Origin of the sequence: Bacillus chungangensis (assembly GCF_030812995.1) — a bacterium.
Lineage (GTDB): Bacteria > Bacillota > Bacilli > Bacillales > Bacillaceae_C > Bacillus_CF > Bacillus_CF chungangensis.
Window position 1 is genome coordinate 42413 of the sequence record NZ_JAUSTT010000019.1, and the last position, 20143, is coordinate 62555.

The following is a 20143-nucleotide window of genomic DNA, read 5'->3' on the forward strand; positions in this document are numbered from 1 at the left end:
GTATGCGCAATGAGCATGTTGAACGGCATTTTCTCGACGTTTTGCGAAGGTGCAGTGTGGATTTTCAGAGACTTTTTGAACAACCTCTAATAGACCGATGTTTTCATAGTTTACCATATTAAACTAATATTTTTGGTTATTTTTCTAAAAATGACAAAAGTTTTTCGGCGCCTTTGTGGGAAAATGCTTGACAACTGCATGTTAGCATATATTTGGTTTTGAAGGAATATTTTTCGGCATATTTAGTTCGTCAGACACAAATAGCAAAAAATGATGCGAAATTTCTGTAGTGTTGACAAATCATGATACTCGTTGACATATTTTATGATTCCTTGGATAATGAACCTGTTGCAGGCAGCATGGATATGAATAGTTGACTGAAATTCTTAAAAATATATTAATTTATACGAACCTCATGGGGATGTTGTTACAATATACTCATGAGGTGATTTTATGAAAATATATGATTGGAGAGTTTGCTAAAAGAAATAACAAGAACTGAACAAATACTTAGAAATTGAAGTAAATTAGGAAAATTCAACCCGCTCATGTCGTAGGTTGCATCGTCAAATTTTGCGCAAATATGAATGAATAAGGAGGGGAACCGTTTCGTCAAAACGAGCAACATGATTTATTTGATTTTTATCAGTTTTTGGCAACGGGAAAATCTTGAAAACTCGCATATTTATACTTGTTTCACTAGTCTTATGTTTTTCGATTTTGCTTTTCTTTAACAGTAACATTTTAGGAAAAAAGAATAACTATCAAGTTTATATTGATGGAGAAAAAATAGATACTTCTAATGTTCAAAGTAAAAATGGCAAAATTCTGCTTCCCCTTCAAGAACTAGCGGCACATTTAGATACGGATGTCGACTGGAATGAAGAGGAGAAAAAATTAACATTAGCACACAATGATGATTCGATTATTTTTTTTGCTAATGAAAAAGTGATTGAAAAAGACGGGAAGAAACAGCATACAGATGAAGAACTTGTCATCGAGAAAGCAAAATTAATGGTACCGCTCCGATTTTTCGCTGATCTATTGGGATTTTCCGTTAAGTGGGAACAAGCTCAGAAGGCAGCGATGATTGACACGGATATGGATACGGATGAACCCTTTGAAGCTGCCGCCATTCCGATTTTAATGTATCATCACTTTGCTGAAAATGTGAGCAATGCGATCATTCCTCCTCATGAATTCGAGGAGCAGATGCACGTTTTGCATGAACAAGGCTACAACACAATTCATGAACATGATTTGCTGTTAGCAATGGAAGGGAAAAAACCGCTTCCTGAAAAGCCGATCTTGATTACGATCGATGATGGATATGAGAGTAACTACACACATGTCTTCCCAGTTTTAAAACAATTAAACATGAAGGCTACCATCTATCCTATCGTAAAAGAAATGCGGGAACTAAACACGACACCATATAAACCCAATGCACTGCCAAAGCTTTCTTGGGAACAGATTCGGGAAATGTATCAAACAGGACTTGTAGAATTTCAAAGCCATACATATGACATGCATATAAAAGGAACAACGGCAAATGGCTCTGAGCAGCCACTCATTATGGAGCCGATCTACATCAACGAAAAGCTGGAAACGGAAGCAGAATATGAAGAAAGAGTGCTACATGATATCCAACTCTCAAAATCGATCATTGAAGAAAAAGTCGGAAATAAAGTCATTTCGTTAGCATACCCGTTTGGAGGTGTTAGCGAGGAAGCGATTCAATTACTGCAACAATCAGGCTATAAAATGGCGTTAACGACAAGCCATGGCGCCAATAAAACAGATAATCCGCCATACCGATTGAACCGCATTAACGTTGGACCTGGAACGTCAGGGTCAGAGCTTGTAAGTATCATTGAAGAAGAGATTGCTAAATTGGAAGCAGATAAATAAAGTAGAATTGCAAAAGAGCGCATGTTTGCGCTCTTTTGTGTCTAAAATCTATGAAACTTTGTGTTTGTTCCAAAAGTTATATGGCTGCAAAGAGTTTGTCATTACTTTTAACTCGTAGCCATTGTTCTGCAAGTAATCTAAAATGGCAGGAAGCGCTTCAGCTGTTGTTGCTTTATCGTGCATTAAAATAATTGGCGCCGTTCCGTTTGCTGCTTGTTTTTTTATTTGTTCGATCGTATAATTAGCCGTTTTAGGACCGTTTAAAAATTTCCAATCCAAACTGTCTACGTTCCAGTCCCACATCAGATAACCCGCTTCATCCATTGCTTTCCGATAATCGGCTTTCATATAGGGAACGCTGCCATACGGAACACGAATGATATTGGAATCTACATTTGCAATCGCTTTGATGGTGCTAAGGCACGTCGTCATTTCATTCACAGCCGAAGCAGGAGAACGATAAAATTTGTTTTTATCGTGTGTAACGCCATGACAAGCTAAAGCGTGGCCTTCCGTTACCATTTTTTGAACAGTGCCTTCATATTGCTTCATATTGCCGTCCAACATAAAGAAAGTTGCTTTCGCCTCATACTCCTTTAAGATTTGCAAAATGGTTTCTGTATGCTTGTTCGGACCATCGTCAAAAGTAAGGTACGCGCTTTTGGTAGGTTTTGGCTGCTGCATCTTGCGCCACTTTTCTGTCTCCGCTTGCATTTGTGCCTTGTATTTGGCAAGAAATTGTTCGTTCGTTAAGGTCTCTTTCCCGTCTACTACTCTAGCAATAGGACCTTCTTGGATATAGACGATTTTAAAGCCAAAATACTCACTCATAAAACGATACGGAGCGACTACTCTTTCCTGATCTGTTTGGATAGAAAGTGTTTGTTCCTCCCCTGTATCCGTCGTTAAACGTTTGTTAGCTGGGTCTAACAAGATGCTTTTGTCGTCCTTCGTCAACTGTACTGTTCGCGTATCTTTATTCCAGCGAACTTCGACGCCTAATGCTTCAGCGAAAATACGGACAGGAACATAAGTAATCCCGTCTTCTATGTATGCTTGTGTATCTACATTTGAAATCAGTTCATCATTTACCCCGATAAAGATAAGCTGTCTTGTTTTTGCCTCTGCCTTCGTTTGTGTGAAGCCTATGATCATGACACACCATACCATCGCAGCAAGTACGATTTTTCTTTTCATTGTTTCCCCTTCTTTCATTATTTAAAAGTCATGTCGATTTTTCCTGTGCCGTTTTCCACTTTCACTGTTGCAAAAGCACCGTTGACGAGCGTCACTTGCGGCGGCAAGTGGCCGATGTCAGCATCGTATACAACTGGCATCTGTAAATCAGCAAAAACAGCATGCAATGCATCGATCATTTCGAAGTCATCCACAGGCTGATAGTCGCCTGGACGGCCAAATAAAATGCCTGCAGCGCCCTCAAACCAACCGCTCATTTTTAATTGCCATAATGCCCGATAAATACCTGCTGCCGTTAATTCGGCACTTTCCAAATACCAGATCACACCATCTTCACGGCAATAACGATCGATGAAATCACGAGCGTTGCCATAAGGTGTTCCAACGAGATGATGAAGCGTATCAAGACAGCCGCCGATTAATCGGCCTGAAAATTGTGTTCCTTTGCTAGATAGCGTCTTCCATTCAGTTGGTGTATCAAAGTAAAGACCAGTTCCCGGATTTTCAAAAGCCTGCTCCCATGAAGATTGGTAAGTCTCTGACGACGTTTGTGAGATCGTTTCATGGACTGCTGTTCCTAACACTTCCGTCCATTTTTTTGTGATCGGGTCCCAATGAGGGGCTGACAGATCGACATAATTCGTACCGTGCGCTGATGCGAAACCTGTCATGATAGTATAAGCAAAACATAGTGTGCTAGTGTCCGAATATCCTAATATCCACTTAGGTTCCGCAGCCTTTAGTGCTTCCCAATCTAATAGCGGCAATATTTCCATTAGAAAGTGTCCGCCCCACGGTGGAATAATCGCTTGGATCGTATCATCAAGGAGAAAATCCATCAATTCCTGCGCTCTTTGTTCTTTTTCACAACTAACTAATTTATGATTTGTCCAAATCGACTTGCCTTCCCTTACTGTATAGCCGGCACGTTCGACTTGCTTTTTTGCTTTGTGAAGCAAATGATGCAGCTCCCGTTCGACACCGCTAGATGGAGCGGTAATGGCAACCTGATCACCTTTCTTTAATGGCTTTAGATAACGTATGCTTGTCATTTTGCTCTCTCCCTTTTCATTCATCCGTAAAACACGAAATTAGACAAATAGTTACATTCTTGCTCTTTTTTACACTTGTAAAAACTTTCGTGATCATACTGTAAATATCCTTTTTTGATAAGGAAAAAACCAATTTATCTACTTTTTAGAGGAAAATATTTATTTGTTAGAACTTGCTGGATTGTACCCCTCATATTTTTATAGTATGATTAGCTTTGATTCATGTCTTTTTTGGGAGGATTATCTCAGTGATTTTTAACTCATTTGAATTTATATTCGTGTTTCTTCCCACAGTGTTTCTTGTCTACTTTCTTTTAAATAGATGGCATTTCACTGTGTCAAAAATCTGGCTGTTTCTCAGCTCATTGTTTTTTTACAGCTGGTGGAATCCAAAATATTTTCCGCTTATTTTACTCTCGCTATTCGTCAATTTCTTTATCGGTACTTATTTAGGAAAAGAAAAACCGATTTGGCAGCGGAAACTCATGTTGACGATCGGGATTGTCTTCAATGTCGGTTTGTTAGGCTTCTTTAAATATTATGATTTTTTGATTAACAATATCAATCTTGTTTTTTCAACAGATTTCAATCTTCTTTATTTGGTACTTCCGTTAGCGATTAGCTTCTATACGTTTCAGCAAATCGGTTATTTGGTCGATTCTTACCGCCAAGAAACGAAGGGATATGTTTTTTTAGATTATGCACTGTTTGTGTATTTTTTCCCGCAATTGATTGCTGGACCGATCGTGCATCATAAAGATGTGATGGATCAGTTTCGCGACCCATTTAATCGGCGCGTGAATGCCAAACATATCGCAGTAGGCCTGCTTGTTTTTTCCATTGGTTTATTTAAAAAAGTGGTGATTGCCGATGCATTTGCTGTGTGGGTGAATAGTGGCTATAGTATGGCAGCGTCGTTAACATTTATCGATGCATGGATGACGTCGCTTTCGTATACATTCCAGCTTTATTTTGATTTCAGCGGCTATTCAGATATGGCGATTGGAGCGGGCCTGCTGTTTAACATTCATTTGCCAAAAAACTTCAACTCTCCATATAAGGCATTAAACATTCAAGATTTTTGGCGGCGTTGGCATATTACACTATCCACCTTTTTGACAAGATATATCTATATTCCGCTCGGTGGGAACCGAAAAGGAGCCGTTCGCACGTACGTGAATATCCTGATTATCTTTGCGATTAGCGGGATATGGCATGGAGCGGGCTGGACATTTGTTTTGTGGGGACTGCTGCATGGCATCGCAAGTGTGATCAATCGCTTTTGGACGCGGGCTGGTTTTTCCATGAATAAAGTATTAGCATGGTTTATCACCTTCCAATTTGTCAATGCAACGTGGGTGTTTTTCCGCGCTCCTAATTTCACAACTGCCATTCAAGTATTAAAAGGCATGGCAGGACTTAACGGTGTATCCATTCCGGATCAGCTTGCAAATATACTTCATTGGGAGACGACAAGGCTTTATACATTTTCGTTAGCAGCGTCAGCATTGGAAGTGCTGCTTTATCTAGCAGGTGCACTCTGCATTGTGTTGGTCTTTAAGAACTCCTATGAATGGAAAGAACAATTTAAGCCAAAATGGTATTATGCGGTTTTTGCCGCGGCGCTGTTTATTTATTCGGCTTTTCATTTACAGAAGGTAACAGAGTTTTTATATTTTAATTTTTAGGGTGAGCTAGGTGAATCCTTATCGAAAATTTGTCATCGTTTTTTTGTCGCTTGTCTTTCTAATCCTTGGATCAACAGCTTCCTTTATTTTTTTTATCGATCCGATGTGGACGTTTGGACATGCACATACGTACAATGATCATCAGCTTTTGATTGATGAACGCCAGCAGAAATCCAATCATATGTATTTTCAGCCGTTTCATCATCGTACGCTGCTCATTGGCAGCAGCCGGTCTACTTATATTAATCAGGACGATTTTATCGACATGGATGTGTATAATTTTGCTGTTAGTGATATGTCGATTCGTGAATACGAGAGCTTTATCGATTCTGCTGTGAAGGCAAACAAAGAGCCGTTTGAAACAATTATCATCGGTGTTGATTTTTTCAAATCAAGCTTGCAAGAAAGTGCTGAAGCGAAAAATTTAGACAATTACTTAGAAACGCTGCATGAACCATTTTACCGTTATAAAAATTTAATCTCTTTTGATTTGTTGAAATATGCTTGGAAAAATTTCAACAAATCACGTCACAATGTGATTTTGGAAGAACGAAATTATAATCGCAACAATGTTGCATTTGCGAAGCGCATCGATGAAGTAGAGCTTGAAAATGTCGTTGCTGAGAAGGTGGAGCGTTTCCGACAAGTCTTTTATGGAGATACGTATGAATACAACCCTGACTATCGAGCCATTTTCCACCAATTACAAGTGAAGAACCCTGATACGGACTTTATTATTTTTACAACACCGATTTCAACGCCTTTGTTTGAAGCACTAGTAGAAAAAGGGAGACTTCCCGATTATGAACGATGGCTTCGTGATTTAGTGGCAGAATTTGGCGAAGTGCAGCATTTTATGTATCCAAATTCGGTTACGGACGACATTTCCCATTACTTTGATGGCCACCATTTTTATCCCGAAATAGGTACGCTTATTGCGAACAAAATAAGCGGTCATGATGAAGATGTTCCAGCCGATTTTGGCGTCGTACTCACAAATGAAAATCTAGACGAATTTCTAAACGTGATACGAGAAAAATTTTCTGCAAAATGATTGTCTTAAGTTTGGTGATAGATCTCCATATTGAGCGCGAAAGCTTTTCAACGCTTCGTATAAGTAAAAAATGACAGCAGCGTTTTTCAAAATTATGAGCATTTAACGTCTGCTGCCATTTTTTTTGCATCACATGGAGATTTTTGCTATTAAATAAGCTAAAATAATAGTAGTGGAGTGTACTAGTCGAATGATGCCGAAAAGATAACAAAAATAGCTTGTCAGTTTAACAGTTTCTCTACTTTTTGTATCATTCGAAGGCGTTCAATTTTGTTTATCATTGGAGGCAGCTTTTTATGATTTATGAGTTTAATTTCTGGAAAGCGCTCGTCCATCCGGCGACTAGCTTTTATCAGGTATCAAAAACCGAAAAGATTTATCGTCTGCGGTCAAGGATCATCGTGCTCTTTCTTTGCAGCTTTATCATCTTTATGGCTGCTGGTTTTTTTGGAATTGGCGGAGAAAGTTTGTCGAAAGATTTAACAGTGCTTCAGCCCCATGAATTTGAGATTCGAAAAGCACTGTTTGCCTTGGGTAAAGGATTTAGCGGTTTAGGGTATGCAGCGATCTTAACATTTTTTACTGCGTTGCTTTTTTGGGTTTTTACAGGGATTGATTACAAGAAGCTGCTCGTTTTTCAGTCACTTGTCCTAGGCATCCATCTAATCGAGATTGCCGTAAACGGCTTACTTCTCCTTACAGCTGGGCTGCCATGGTATTCATCGCCTTTTTCCCTTGGTGTTTTACTGCAATCGATGAACGCAAAAAATTTCTTCATCTACTTATTTGGAAGCATCTCGCTTTTTAAAGGATGGGCGATTTATTTGCAATATAAAGGATTGCGTGCTTGTATTGAAAAAAGCCGTGCAGCTATTTTAGGGATTGTCATTGGTGTCAATCTTGCATACTGGATTATAACAGCTGTGCTTGCTTATATTGATTTTCATGCTATTTTATAAGATGAAGAGATTACTGATAAAGATGGTGGTGAAAGCATGACGAAAAAGCGATGGTCGATCGTATTAATCGCAGCGATTTTGTTATTTGCAACAGTAAATATCGTATTGATCAGCAAAGAGAAAAGCAAGGTGGCTCGCGTGCATTCTATTCATCAATGGAAAACAATCCAAACTGGCAGCCTTGAGGAATCGTTTGTGGCAGATGGTGTTGTCTCCGCTGCTGACAAGCATTATATCTATGTAGATAAAGAGGCGCCGTTTCTGGAATTTTTAGTAGAAGTAGGCGATGAAGTTAGCCGTGACACACCGCTTTTTGAATATGCCAATCCGGACTTGGAAAAACAGCAAGAACTCCTCAATCTTGAAATAGACCGGCTAGAAAAAGAAAAGCGCAGTATAGAGGATGCAATTGGTGAGTTGGAAAATATTTTAGCATCATTGCCTGCTTCTCGTCCTCATACATATGGCAGTGAAGAGGATAAAATTATCATTGTTGAACAGCAAGAAGAAACTGCTTATCGCATTGAAGCAGACATTGCTGAAAAAGAGCTGGAAAAAAGCAAGGTCGAGCATGCAATCGACAAATATGAACAGCAATTGCTGCTGGAACGGGTTAGTGATATCTCTGTCGTCAGCGGATATGCTGGAAAAGTAGCGGATATTGCTTATAATCTCGACAATCCAGTTATCACGATTATGTCGGGTGACGCTGTTGTGGAAGGACTTTTTACAGAAGAGGAAAGAAGCTTAGTTGAACAAGACATGGACGTGCAAGTGTCTTCTGAATTATTTAAGGAAAAAATGACAGGAACGCTGCAATCGATCCGTGAAGTTCCTGAGCAAAAACCGGACGTGAAGACAGAAGCAGCCTATCCATTCACAATTGCCTTGGAAGAGATAGAAAATGAAAATATTTATCCAGGCTACCATGTGAAGGCGAAAATCATTCTTGATGAGGCAACAACCGTTCCCCTCGTCCCAGAAAAAAGCCTCGTTGGTTCCAAAAATGAGAAAAGCATCTATGTTCTCAATGACAAGGGACTAATTGAAAAAAAACCGTTAAAAACCGGCATACAGGTAAATGGCAAAGCTGAAGTAGTAAATGGTGCAAAAGAAGGCGATTGGTACGTAGCAAAACCGAAAGGACTGCAAACAAACCAACCTTTTATCACACCATTAAAAGTAAGCAAACTAAAGAAAACGACATTCCGTAGCACACCGACAAAAACAAAAGTAAAATACGTACTAATCGGCGCCTTGCAGCGCTGAGGTTAAAAAAACAGGACTGTGGAGAACAGTCCTGTTTTCTTTGTATTATATGTTGTTAAAAACGATGAATTAGCGTTATAACGTTAAAGTGATGCGGGGGTAAGTTTGCGAAATCAAATAAATATGCAGAATTGCTCTTTCATGAGCCAATTCGATAAGTTTATATGCCGAAGCTTTTTAGACTCAAAAGAGGAGGGGCAAAATACAATGATAAGATCTTACTGTGGTAATTAATGAGCTTTCCAAAGACTAAAAAGTTTATTTGTTATACGTTCCGTTCATAGATGATAGAAAACTAAATCCGTTTCCATGACTTGCCAAATTAATATGATCAGATTCTTTTATATTCATGCTTCCAAATACAAAAACACCTACAGCCATTACTCCTACCGCCAACATTTTAAGCTTTTTCATTAAATAGCACTCCTTTTTTTAGAATATTCCTAGCTTCACAACTAACTCGGAAATATTCATTTGATTTTTTATGATGATTTTGATCAAAAAGTCGAATAGCTAAATCTTCTGCATAGTCTTCCACATATATCCATAGATTTACTTTCTTGAAATATTGAATAGCCTTATCTATAACATGCTCTAACTGTTCAATAGACGATTGATCTATCATTGTCTTCAAAATGGTAAAATGATGTTTGTACTCTAAATTACAATCTACTAATCCTTTTTCAATATATGCTTGTGCTTCTTTTTTATTTTCTAATTTATAATGCTCTCTAGCTAATAAAAAAAACCTTTTATACTCTATTTCTTGTTTACAATCAGAAAGGTATTTAATCGCTAATTCTGAAAGACCTTTTTGGGAATATAGCAATCCTAAATTATACTTTACTTTCTTAATTAGTGATTTTTCTTGTTTTTCTTTGAGCATATTCAATGAGGAGATCAGATGTTTTTCAGCAAGTTCAAATTGTAACAATTCTATATAAGACATTCCAATGACATTTAAAGATGCCGCTAATTTAATTTCGTAACCAGATTTTTCAGCGAAAAAACGTTTGGCTTCTATTGCATGGCTAATGGAACGGCTATAATCGCCAATGTAATAATAGAATAATGTTGCCCTATGATTAAACTCGGCTTTTTCTGCTTTGTCTGGAATATCCTCTAGTAATCTTCCAGCATATTCACAATGTTTTTTAGCTTTGCTGTAATGACTGATTTCCGTGTAATAAATAAATTTGAATAGATGATAATAGTACTGCAGAAATGTTTCTGTTTGTTCTGAGATAGACAAGTTTTCATTTAAACTTAAATCATGTTGAAAATTTCCTGTCAACATTTGAAAACGAAAATCTAATAAAGAATAGTAGATTAGAATATCCTGATCTTCTTCAATACGGTGAATTTTTTGGTCGATTTCTATTTTTAATTCTTTTGCTTTAGCAACATGATGTGATCGTATCTCACTATACCAATCATTCAATAACTTTGTGATTTCTTCTTTTGATACAACGCTTACAGTCACTTTTTTCTTCACCTTCTTTTACCAGTTTCATTATAGAAAATTATATTTTTTACATTTATAAATTAGTAAGATCAATTATTTTAGTTTCTTTTATATTCATGCCTCTAAATGATTTAAATGTAAAATTTCACTGTTTAATATTTGTTTTGCTTCATAACTAATACGAAAAAACTTGGTTGATTTTTGGGGATTATTCACAGCAAAAAAACGAGAAGCTAATTCCTCCGTATAAATCTTTACATATTGCCATAATTCTTCTTTTTTGAAATATTTGATGGTTTTTTCTACATTCTCCTCTAACTGTTCTATTGGAGACTTATCATTCATTGACTTCAGAATGTTGAAATGATGCATATATTCTTCATCACAAACTTTTAATCCTTTTTGAATGTAAGTTTCTGCACGATCAATATTTCCTATTTTAAAATACTCTCTTGCTAGCAAAAACATCGTTTTATAATCTGTTTCTTCATCTTCGAATGATTCGGATAAGTATTGGATTGCTAATTCTGAGAGGTTCTGATCTGCATACAATAATCCTAAATTGTAGTTCGTTTTTAAGATTAACGACAACAACGTATTATCATTCTGTTCTCGCAGGATATTAAGGGAAGCAATGAGATGTTTTTCTGCAAGTTCGAACTGCCTTAAGTGAATACATGCCATACCTAGCGTATTAAGACAATTTGCAAGCTTGATTTCATATCCGAGATTGTTAGAAAAAAAATCTTTAGCTTTTGTTGCATGCACTATTGCTGTTCCATCTTGACCAATATAGTAATAGAATAAAGAAGCTCGATAGTTAAACTCCGCTTTTTCGGCTTCGTCTGGAATATTATCTAATAATTTTTCTGCGTTTTCATAATGTTCTTTTGCTTTGCTGTAATGACTGATTCCTGTGTAATAAATAAATTTAAAGAAATGATAATAGTATTGTAAAAATGTTTCTGTTTGTTCTGAGATCGACATGTTTTTAATTAAACTTAAATCATGCTGAAAATTTCCTGTTAATATTTGAAAGCGAAAATCTAACAAAGAATAGTGGAGCAGGATATCTTGATCTTCTTTCATACGGTGCATTTTTTGATGGATTTCTGTTTTTAATTCTTTTGCTTTATCAACATGATGTAACCGAATTTTACTATACCAATCATTCAGTAGCTTTGTGATTTCTTCTTTTGTTACGACGTCTACAGTCACTTTTTTCTTCACCTTCTTATACCAGTTTCATTTAGAAAATCATATTTTTTACATTTATGAATCAGTAAGATTAAATATTTAGTATTCATGCCTCAATATGATTGATATGCAAGATTTCCCAATTCAAAATCTGCTTCGCATCATAACTAAGACGAAAAAACTTGGTTGACTTTTTAGGATTATTCGCAGCAAAAAAACGAACAGCTAATTCTCCTGCATAATCTTGGACATATCTCCACATATTCTCTTTCTTAAAATAATGCAAGGCTTTCTCTACTACGTTTTCTATCTGTTCAACAGATGATTGGTCCACTATTTCCTTTAAGATTTGAAAATGATGCATATATTCTTTATCACAAACTTTTAATCCATTTTGAATGTAAACGTGCGCATCTTCAATATTCCCAACTTTAAAATATTCTCTCGCCAATAAAAACATGGTTTTATAATGCTTCTTTTCTTTGATTGAAGCAGATAAGTATTTGATTGCTAATTCTGAATGACCTTTTTGGGAATATAGCAATCCTAGATTATAATAAACAATGAATAATTTTTCCTTCTGTTCAGTAAGAATGTTTAGCGAGGATTTCAGTTGTTTTTCAGCAAGATCAAACATTGATAATTCTATACATGATATTGCGATCGTAATTTTACAATTAACCGATTTAATTTCATAACTGGGATTGCAAGAGAAAAAACGTTTCGCTTCCATCGCATGACTAATGGAATGACTATAGTCGCCAATGTGATAATAGAATATAGAAGCTCGATAGTTAAACTCCGCTTTTTCGGCTTCATCTGGAATAGCTTCTAGTAACCTTTCGGCGCTTTCATAATGTTCTTTCGCTTTCCTGTATTGACTGATTTCCGTATAATAAATAAATTTAAAGAAATGATAATAGTACTGCAGAAATGTTTCTGTTTGTTCTGAGATTGACAGTTTTTCACTTAAAATTAAATCATGCTGAAAATCTCCTGTTAATATTTGAAAGCGAAAATCTAACAAAGAATAGTGGAGCAGGATATCTTGATCTTCTTTCATACGGTGCATTTTTTGATCGATTTCTGTTTTTAATTCTTTTGCTTTATCAACATGATGTGACCGAATTTTACTATACCAGTTATTCAATAGTTTTGTGATTTCGTCTTTTGTTACGACGTCTACAGTCACTTTTTTCTTCACCTTCTTCCATATTTCTCGATATAATCCCATAAACTTTCATACAAGTTCAATTATAGCAAATAACTATTTTTTTACTACCATATAAAGACTTAATATTCCGACATTGTTCGTCAATATTTTTGATTTTCTATGCTTTGCCGGACGCTCATTTAAAAAGCTCTGCCTGATCGACAGAGCTTTTTAGCGTTATTGTTGTTCAGCTTGTGCTTTGAAGATGTCTGCGACTTGATCTATGACGATGCCGCTGCCGCCTTTTTGATGAACGTTTTCTATAAGCATTGCCACAAGCAGATTGGGATTTTCTGCATTATAGGCGACAAAGACGCCATTTTCTGCTCCTTTTGCTCCTTTTTCTGCTTTCAGTTCTGCTGTTCCTGTTTTACCAGCTAATGCAAATCCGGGAATGTTGGCTGCTCGTCCAGTTCCTCTTGGGTCTGCTACTACTTTACGCATCATGTCTGCAATGGCTGCTGCCGTGTCTTCGGAAAGAAGATTTTCCCGCCAATATTGCGGCTGCTTTTCTTCTTGAAGCAAAACGGGCTTTAGGAGATTGCCTTTATTGACAAAAGGTGTGTAGGTCATTGCTAAATGAAGGATGTTCATTTGCAGTTCTCCTTGTCCATATGCAGTATCCGCTATCAAGCCTTCGCTTCCTAATTTACCGTTATTAGAAATCTGAGATTTTTTTAGTGGATAGCCTGATAATATGTTGTCCTCAAAGCCAAACTCTTTCAATCCTTCTATAAACTGGTCGCCGCCCATTCTAAGTGCCATTTGGGCAAAATAAATATTGTCGGAAAGCACCATTGCTCTTTCCATGTTGACTGGTCCGTTCGTATCCGATACTCTGGAAACATAGTGATCTCCCCAGTTTTGTTTTTGCCATTTTTTACCTTTTATTACGATGCTTTCAGATAGGGTTGTTGTCCCTTTTTTCAATGCAATGGCTCCTGTAATCGGTTTAATAGTGGAGCCTGGTGCGTAAGAAAGTGCAAAGCGATTAATGAGTGGGAGCCCCGGCTGATTTTCTAATTTTTTATAATCTGCAGCTGACATTCCAAGTGTTAGATCATTTGGATTAAAGGACGGTGCGCTAACTAATGATAATACTTCCCCTGTCAACGGGTTGATTGCTGCAGCTGTGCCAGGTCCGCCTTTCATCTGTTCATAAACATTCTTTTGCGTTTCAATGTCAATGGTTAGATGAATATTTTCGCCATCAACTGGTTCTGTTTCTGCAATAATAGTGTTTTCTCCATCCGTATTCTCGATCGAAATTTGCACACCGCTTTTCCCGCGCAATTCCTTTTCATAAACTTGCTCCAGCCCTCTTTTTCCAATGATGCTGGTAGGTCCATAATCTTCATCTTTATGTTCTTTCATATCTTCTTCTGTTACTGCTCCAACGTAGCCAATTAAATGGGCAGCTGCGTCTTCATATGGGTATACACGCGTTGCTATCATTTTCGTTGCAATACCGGGCAGACTTTGCAATTTCATAAGAATATCTTCGCGATTCGTTGCAATTTTCTTTAAGGGAACAAAGTAGTCAGGCTGAACCCAGCTTGCTTCTAGCTTTTCATTGATTTCTTCTACAGATATGCCTAAGTAGCGAGCGGCATCGTACTTTACTGCTTCGCTATTTTCCCCCAGTTTTCCGGGAACGATGCCAACTTCATAAGCATTGCCATTCGTAGCTAATGCCGTTTTGTGTCGATCAAAAATGATTCCCCTTTTTGCATCTGTCGTCGTAACCTTTACTTTGTCTTCTTTTTTAAGATCAGGCAGGATAAATCCTGGGTTCCAATCAATATACCAATCCGTTTCTTTTTCACGTTCTTCTTTCCGCAAATGGATTTTCTTATTATAGGAAATTGGCCCTGCAATCGTATCGAAACTAATCTGAAGCGGAATGACTGCTTCTTCTTCCAGTTCCTCTACTTCCTCTTCTGTTAAAGGCTTGTAATCAATTTTTACATTCTTAATTTGCAAATCCTTGTATATCTTTTCATAACGATCTACATAATCTTTTTTGTTATACGTTTCTTTTGTCTCTGTTGATAAATCACGCTTAAACATTTTGTCAAATTGCTGCTCATTCCAGCTTTCAATATAGGTGTTCAGACGATCATTTGGTGATAAAGCCTTATTTTTGCAAGCAGCAAGTGTGAAAACGATGAAAATGATGACAACCATACTGATGATTCTTTTCATCTAGTTTACTTCCTTTCCACTTCATTCTATCCTTCTATTATAATCGCTTTCGTTCCTTCTCTCAAAGTTTAATCTCCACTTGAAAGATAAAAAAAGGGTTGCATGGGTAAGAGAATAGAAGAAAGATCATAGCGCTTTCGAATGAAATAAAAAGACAATGATTATTACTGTTTAAGATGAAGAGGAAAGCAGCTTTTCAAAATAGGTGTTTAAGAATATGCCATTGGGGTCAAATTGCTGACGGGTTGTTAAAAATACTTCCCACATCGGATACCATTGTTTTGCTTGCTGGTAGTTAAAGGTGTTCATTTTCCCCCAATGAGGCCGCCCTTGAAAGTCGGACATCAATTCTTCGACCCAAGCAAAATACGATAGGTATTCCATTCCTTTATACATATGAAAAGCTAGAAAAGCTGAGTCCTGTTGGTAATTTGGACTGAGGAAACCATCTTCTCCTTTTACAAAACGGCATTCAATCGGAAAATGGACGGAAAATGGCTGCTTTTGTAAATGTGAAGCGATCATTTCTATGCACGGTAAAAATTGTTTGATTGGAATGGCATATTCTATTTCGTAAAATTTCACCTTTCGAGGGGAAGCAAACATTTCATAGCTAAAGCCTGTTTCTATACGATTAGGGATTGTTTTGGCTGAAATATTGCTAACCAATTGTGAGCGTTTAGGATTTCGTCTGCACCACTCTGAGAGTAAATAAAAAATATGATTTTCAATGCATATTTTACTGAAGCTGGCGTTTATCTTTTCCCCTTTACGCTGGGCAATCGGGGCAACTTTTTCCATCTGTTTTATTTGGACGATGTCTGTACCCGGAAAGTAAAACCATTCGAGATGACGGTTTGTTTGCATATCTATTTTCCAAGAAGACATCGTATCCGCAATGGTTGTCCGAAATGTCGTTACTTTTAAACTATAAAGCGGAACAACTTTAATCGTTAACCGAACGAGGATGCCTAGTAATCCCATAGAGACGTGGAGTGCATTCGCTAAATCATCATTTTTTCCAGTTCTCCTATGATAATGGAGATTGCCATTTCCATCAATCCATTCCCAGGCGGCCACTTGATTGGATAAAGAACCAAAGGTAATACCTGTTCCATGGGTCCCCGTGCTCACTGCTCCAGCAATTGTCTGCTCTTGAATATCTCCCATATTTTCTAATGCATAGCCATGCTCTTTTAACAATGGGCCAATTTCGTGTAAATATGTTCCTCCTAAAATCACCGCCTCATTTGTTGTTGGATCGACTTTTTCTAAACCACGCATATGATGAAGACTAAGTACAATATGCTCTGGCATCGCAACAGGACTAAATGAATGGCTAGCGCCAATAACGCGGACTCTTTTGTGCTGCCGAGCAGCTTTTTTCACAATATCTTGCAATTCAGCAGTACTTTTTGGCGTATATAACGCTTCAAAAGCACTCGATGCTGTTGCAGCCCAATTTTTCCAGCTTTTCTTTTTTCTTAATAAGTTTATTGATTTCATTTTACAGCCATCCCAAAAGGCTTTTGGCAAATGGCTTCCTCCTTTCTATAAAAAACACTGTCCATCACCGCGGTATGTCGTAAAAGTTTCTACTACTTGGCCATCTCGATAGCCATATAAGCATGAAAAACGTTCGCACAATTCCCCAGCCTTGGCATGACGAAAGTAAACGGAATCTCCAATCGAAGGAATTACTGTCGTTGCTAGTAAGGGAGTTTGTACTTCTCCAGCCCCTTCATTAGCTAAAAGCGACAATCCGCTAGGCAAGTAAGGCTGCGGAAATTTATCCTTTGAGAAAGCACCGGAAGCAATAAGCCCGCCGCCATGGCAGACAACAATGTTCTCAGCTGGTTTTCTCGTCACGCTTAAAGCAAAGCCAGCAGCGGGAAGAAGTGCTAGTGATTTGTACTGGTCAAAAAGAGCTGGAAAATAAAAAGCTGAACCAACCGCTACTTCTGTCACTTCGCTTTGCTTTCCCGTCCACCATAAACTGCCTGAGCCGCCGCCATTTATAAATTGTAATGGACCAGTGTACGATTCAATGATATCGATAGCTCGCAATCTCCAATCAGCAATCGCCTTGAGTGATCTTTTTTTCAATACTGGAATGATAGGCCTTTTCCACCTTTCTGTTGGAACATCGCCGACCCCAGCAATTTGTGCCTCATACCCCATGACACCGACAACCTTTGTATGCGTAAAAGAAGCAACCATATGCAACAAATTTTTTAATGCTGCTTCATTGTTGAGAGGCGAACGTTTCGTGCCAAAATATAAAAACGGAAAAGCAGTTGCTACATTTATGTCAAGACAAAGTGAAAAAACGATATTATGTGTAAGGCCTATCTCCTCAAGGAGTTGCCAAGCTTCAAGTGAATCAACCATCCAAATGACTTCTCTGCCCTTACGAATATATGGAACTGTTTGTTCTATTGCTGTTTTTTCAACTGTTGGATAGGCACAAAGCAGTTGATCAAGCCCCTGTACAAGCAAATAAACTGTTTCAGCAGCACTAAAAGTCATCCATCCTGAAAATTGCGGAAATTTATTTGCAATATAAGTCATGACTGCAACAGAGCGAATTGATTTTGTGGCAATCCGAATACGTTTTGAGCGGAGAAGCTTCTTAATGTAATGAATATTGCTGTCGAGGTAGTCTAAATCTAAATATGCAAAAGGCCGCGGCAAATGTTCAAAGGCTGCTTCATAACGTTTATATTGTGAAAGCATTTTAGCGAAGTTCCAACCTCCTTCTTGTCCAATGCTTTTTATTTTTATAGCATTTAGTTAAAGTGCTATAAAAAAATTCGGCAGCTAACTCTTCCTTATCATTTATATTACTAGCAGATTTTTTTATACAGTTAATTAAGTCAGTATCATTTCAATAGTTGTTTTCACACAAAAAACTCACCATTATTTTAAAAAACGGTGAGTTTTTCTATTACTATATTTTCATGCTGGCATGCTTTATGAGTAAGTTTCGTAAATGTGATAGCGTGTTCGCTGTCGCCGTGCAGACAAACAGTATCTGCTTTGATTGGAATGATTTTACCTGACACAGTTTGTACTTGCTCGACCGCAATTTCATGATTTTTAATCATTGCATGCTGGTCCGTTCTTGGCGTTAGTGTGCCATCATCTTGTTTCGTTCGATCGGCAAAAACCTCATGAGCACCTTGCAAGCCAAACTTTTCCAGTTATTAGACCAATGTTTTTTCTGCTGCTTCATTTAATAGCTTGATTGTTGTTTTTCGGATAAGAAACGGTAAAATACCGAAAGAATATGGTTTATACACACGTTCTGTCCACTTATGTCCATCTTTCCCATATACGCCCATGTTTACAGATGGCACATTCAATTTCTTAATTGCTGAGTATGGCACTGGATAGAGGGTTTCCCACTCTGGTAAATTATCAAGCAGCGGCCGAAGCTCTTCTTCTGTTTCGTGAATGGATAAGAAGCTGCCATCTGCTAAATAAGGAAAGAATTTTTTCAAGGTAAATTGCTCGCTAGTTTCTTTTTGCATGTCTTCGAGAATCGCCGCAACGGATTCCTGTACTTGTTTATCTCGTTTGTCCGTTTCTTTCAAATAATTGTGCGGTAAAAAAGGCGGCGCAAAAAATAGAATAACACGAGCTTTCTTATCAGGGTCAAGCGCTTGGAGTACGCTGACAACTTCAAAACTAAGGTCCCGCAAATCGTTCGCTTTTTTTTCCTCTAAGACCTTTGCAATAACAGGCTTGACATCGATTCCTTTGTCTACTAGTGTTTGCACATAATCAGAATAGGTGGTCACTTCTATTTCCCAAGAAAGGTCTCTTGTCGGTAGGCCAGTGACAGCAATATATTGTTCAAACTGCTTTTTCAAATAGCTTTCTACCTCTGCGCAAGCCTGCTTTGCCTCATGCAGCAGTTGATCAAGCACCTGTTCTGGCGTCGCTTCGTAAATAAAATAATTAAAGTATAGATGACTGCTTGTCGCTGTCTGTACTGTATATGTTTCCTTCGTATCTCTTTGATAGAGACAAGTAGGCGGCAGAACAAGTTCACCGGGAATTTTTTCGGTAAGGTCGTAGCGATTATGTATCCGTTCTGTCAACTTTGCCGCAACAAAGTTCGGATCGATGCCTGACAATGTATCTCCAACATGCACTTCACGGCCGTATATATGAAAGCAAGGCAATATTTTTCCCGCTGTTCCAGTATAAATATAGCGCTGCTCGTCACCATCATAGAGCGGCGTAATAAAGTCATTGTTAATCGCTAACACATAGTTTAATTGCTGCTCCTCTTGTAATCTATTCAATTCCTGGAGCGCCCCAATAATTCCACGATGTTCGCTTTCTTCATCTCCATTGAACATTAACAATAGATTGCCTTGCAATTCCTCGCGATGCTCAGAAAAGTAAAGGATGTTCGCAACATGAACAGCCGCCCCGCTTTTCATATCTACAGCCCCGCGCCCAAACATCCAGTCTCCCGATTGTGCTGCTTGCTGTAATTCTTTATCATTGTCATAAGTACGGAAGAAGGCTTGTAATGCATCTGGTGAGAATGCTTTATCTTTCAATTGGCCATAATCTTCTATTGCTACAGTGTCAATATGAGAATGATAGATAATTGTATTCTTCGTTTCAGCTGCCCCCTTGACGAAAGCAAAGACATTCTTTCTTCCGATCGGATCACCTTCCACCGTATGAAGCCAAAGATTTTCCGGGTTCTCTTGAAAGTATGGAAACGTTTTTAAAATTGCATAAAGCTCTTCGGCAATCCGTATCTCTCCAATGGTTCCATTGATACTATTAATCCCAACTAAATGTTTGGTTATTTTTTCTACTTGTTGTTCAGTAGGAAGTGAGTAAATTTGTTGATACATGGATGTATACCTCCTCATTCTATTTATCTTTCCTTATTTTTCAGATGATT

Annotated in this window: 16 protein-coding genes; 5 read left to right on the top strand and 11 right to left on the bottom strand. The window is 37.8% G+C overall.

All coding sequences use genetic code 11. The annotated features are described in order from the left end of the window. The first annotated feature begins 669 nt into the window (after positions 1-669). Positions 670-1911 (top strand): polysaccharide deacetylase family protein, encoded by a 1242-nt coding sequence (locus J2S08_RS15065; protein WP_307230909.1) that lies wholly within the window; start codon positions 670-672, stop codon positions 1909-1911. Positions 1912-1959: 48 nt separating this feature from the next. On the opposite strand, the gene J2S08_RS15070 is transcribed toward J2S08_RS15065, so the two are convergent. Continuing rightward, positions 1960-3108: a polysaccharide deacetylase family protein gene (locus tag J2S08_RS15070; protein WP_307230911.1), complete on the bottom strand. Its 1149-nt coding sequence runs from the start codon at positions 3106-3108 to the stop codon at positions 1960-1962. Positions 3109-3125: 17 nt separating this feature from the next. Continuing rightward, positions 3126-4160: a S66 family peptidase gene (locus J2S08_RS15075; protein WP_307230913.1), complete on the bottom strand. Its 1035-nt coding sequence runs from the start codon at positions 4158-4160 to the stop codon at positions 3126-3128. 248 nt (positions 4161-4408) lie between these two features. Between J2S08_RS15075 and J2S08_RS15080 the strand changes: the two genes are divergently transcribed. The 4 genes from J2S08_RS15080 to J2S08_RS15095 all read left to right on the top strand — a co-directional run bounded on the left by J2S08_RS15080 (position 4409) and on the right by J2S08_RS15095 (position 9130). Continuing rightward, a complete protein-coding gene (locus tag J2S08_RS15080) occupies positions 4409-5848 on the top strand; it encodes an MBOAT family O-acyltransferase (RefSeq protein WP_307230915.1) in 1440 nt (479 codons plus the stop codon). A 10-nt stretch (positions 5849-5858) separates the two neighbouring features. Beyond that, positions 5859-6902: a hypothetical protein gene (locus J2S08_RS15085; protein WP_307230917.1), complete on the top strand. Its 1044-nt coding sequence runs from the start codon at positions 5859-5861 to the stop codon at positions 6900-6902. A gap of 296 nt (positions 6903-7198) precedes the next feature. Then, positions 7199-7861 carry a hypothetical protein gene (locus J2S08_RS15090; protein ID WP_307230918.1) on the top strand — a complete coding sequence of 221 codons (663 nt, stop codon included), beginning with the start codon at positions 7199-7201 and terminating at the stop codon, positions 7859-7861. 36 nt (positions 7862-7897) lie between these two features. Continuing rightward, positions 7898-9130, top strand: a complete 1233-nt coding sequence (locus J2S08_RS15095) for an efflux RND transporter periplasmic adaptor subunit (protein WP_307230920.1) — start codon at positions 7898-7900, stop codon at positions 9128-9130. 258 nt (positions 9131-9388) lie between these two features. On the opposite strand, the gene J2S08_RS15100 is transcribed toward J2S08_RS15095, so the two are convergent. From J2S08_RS15100 to J2S08_RS15140, 9 genes are all read right to left on the bottom strand, one after another. Continuing rightward, positions 9389-9544: a hypothetical protein gene (locus J2S08_RS15100; RefSeq protein ID WP_307230922.1), complete on the bottom strand. Its 156-nt coding sequence runs from the start codon at positions 9542-9544 to the stop codon at positions 9389-9391. Further along, a complete protein-coding gene (locus J2S08_RS15105; protein ID WP_307230924.1) occupies positions 9531-10613 on the bottom strand; it encodes a response regulator aspartate phosphatase in 1083 nt (360 codons plus the stop codon). The genes J2S08_RS15100 and J2S08_RS15105 overlap by 14 nt, the downstream gene beginning before the upstream one ends. Before the next feature lie 96 nt (positions 10614-10709). Next, the gene (locus tag J2S08_RS15110; RefSeq protein WP_307230926.1) at positions 10710-11813 is read right to left on the bottom strand and encodes a Rap family tetratricopeptide repeat protein; all 1104 of its coding nucleotides are present in this window, start codon (positions 11811-11813) and stop codon (positions 10710-10712) included. Positions 11814-11898: 85 nt separating this feature from the next. Further along, complete coding sequence (locus tag J2S08_RS15115) at positions 11899-12984, bottom strand: response regulator aspartate phosphatase (protein ID WP_307230928.1); 1086 nt, start codon at positions 12982-12984, stop codon at positions 11899-11901. A 198-nt stretch (positions 12985-13182) separates the two neighbouring features. Continuing rightward, positions 13183-15210: a penicillin-binding transpeptidase domain-containing protein gene (locus tag J2S08_RS15120; RefSeq protein WP_307230930.1), complete on the bottom strand. Its 2028-nt coding sequence runs from the start codon at positions 15208-15210 to the stop codon at positions 13183-13185. A gap of 171 nt (positions 15211-15381) precedes the next feature. Further along, positions 15382-16746 (bottom strand): D-arabinono-1,4-lactone oxidase, encoded by a 1365-nt coding sequence (locus J2S08_RS15125; protein ID WP_307230932.1) that lies wholly within the window; start codon positions 16744-16746, stop codon positions 15382-15384. A gap of 15 nt (positions 16747-16761) precedes the next feature. Further along, positions 16762-17946, bottom strand: a complete 1185-nt coding sequence (locus J2S08_RS15130; protein WP_307230934.1) for a type III PLP-dependent enzyme domain-containing protein — start codon at positions 17944-17946, stop codon at positions 16762-16764. Positions 17947-18134: 188 nt separating this feature from the next. Then, positions 18135-18398, bottom strand: coding sequence for a LamB/YcsF family protein (locus J2S08_RS15135; RefSeq protein WP_307230936.1), 264 nt, complete (start codon positions 18396-18398; stop codon positions 18135-18137). A gap of 18 nt (positions 18399-18416) precedes the next feature. Then, positions 18417-20093 carry a M20/M25/M40 family metallo-hydrolase gene (locus J2S08_RS15140; RefSeq protein WP_307230938.1) on the bottom strand — a complete coding sequence of 559 codons (1677 nt, stop codon included), beginning with the start codon at positions 20091-20093 and terminating at the stop codon, positions 18417-18419. Between the last annotated feature and the right edge of the window lie 50 nt (positions 20094-20143).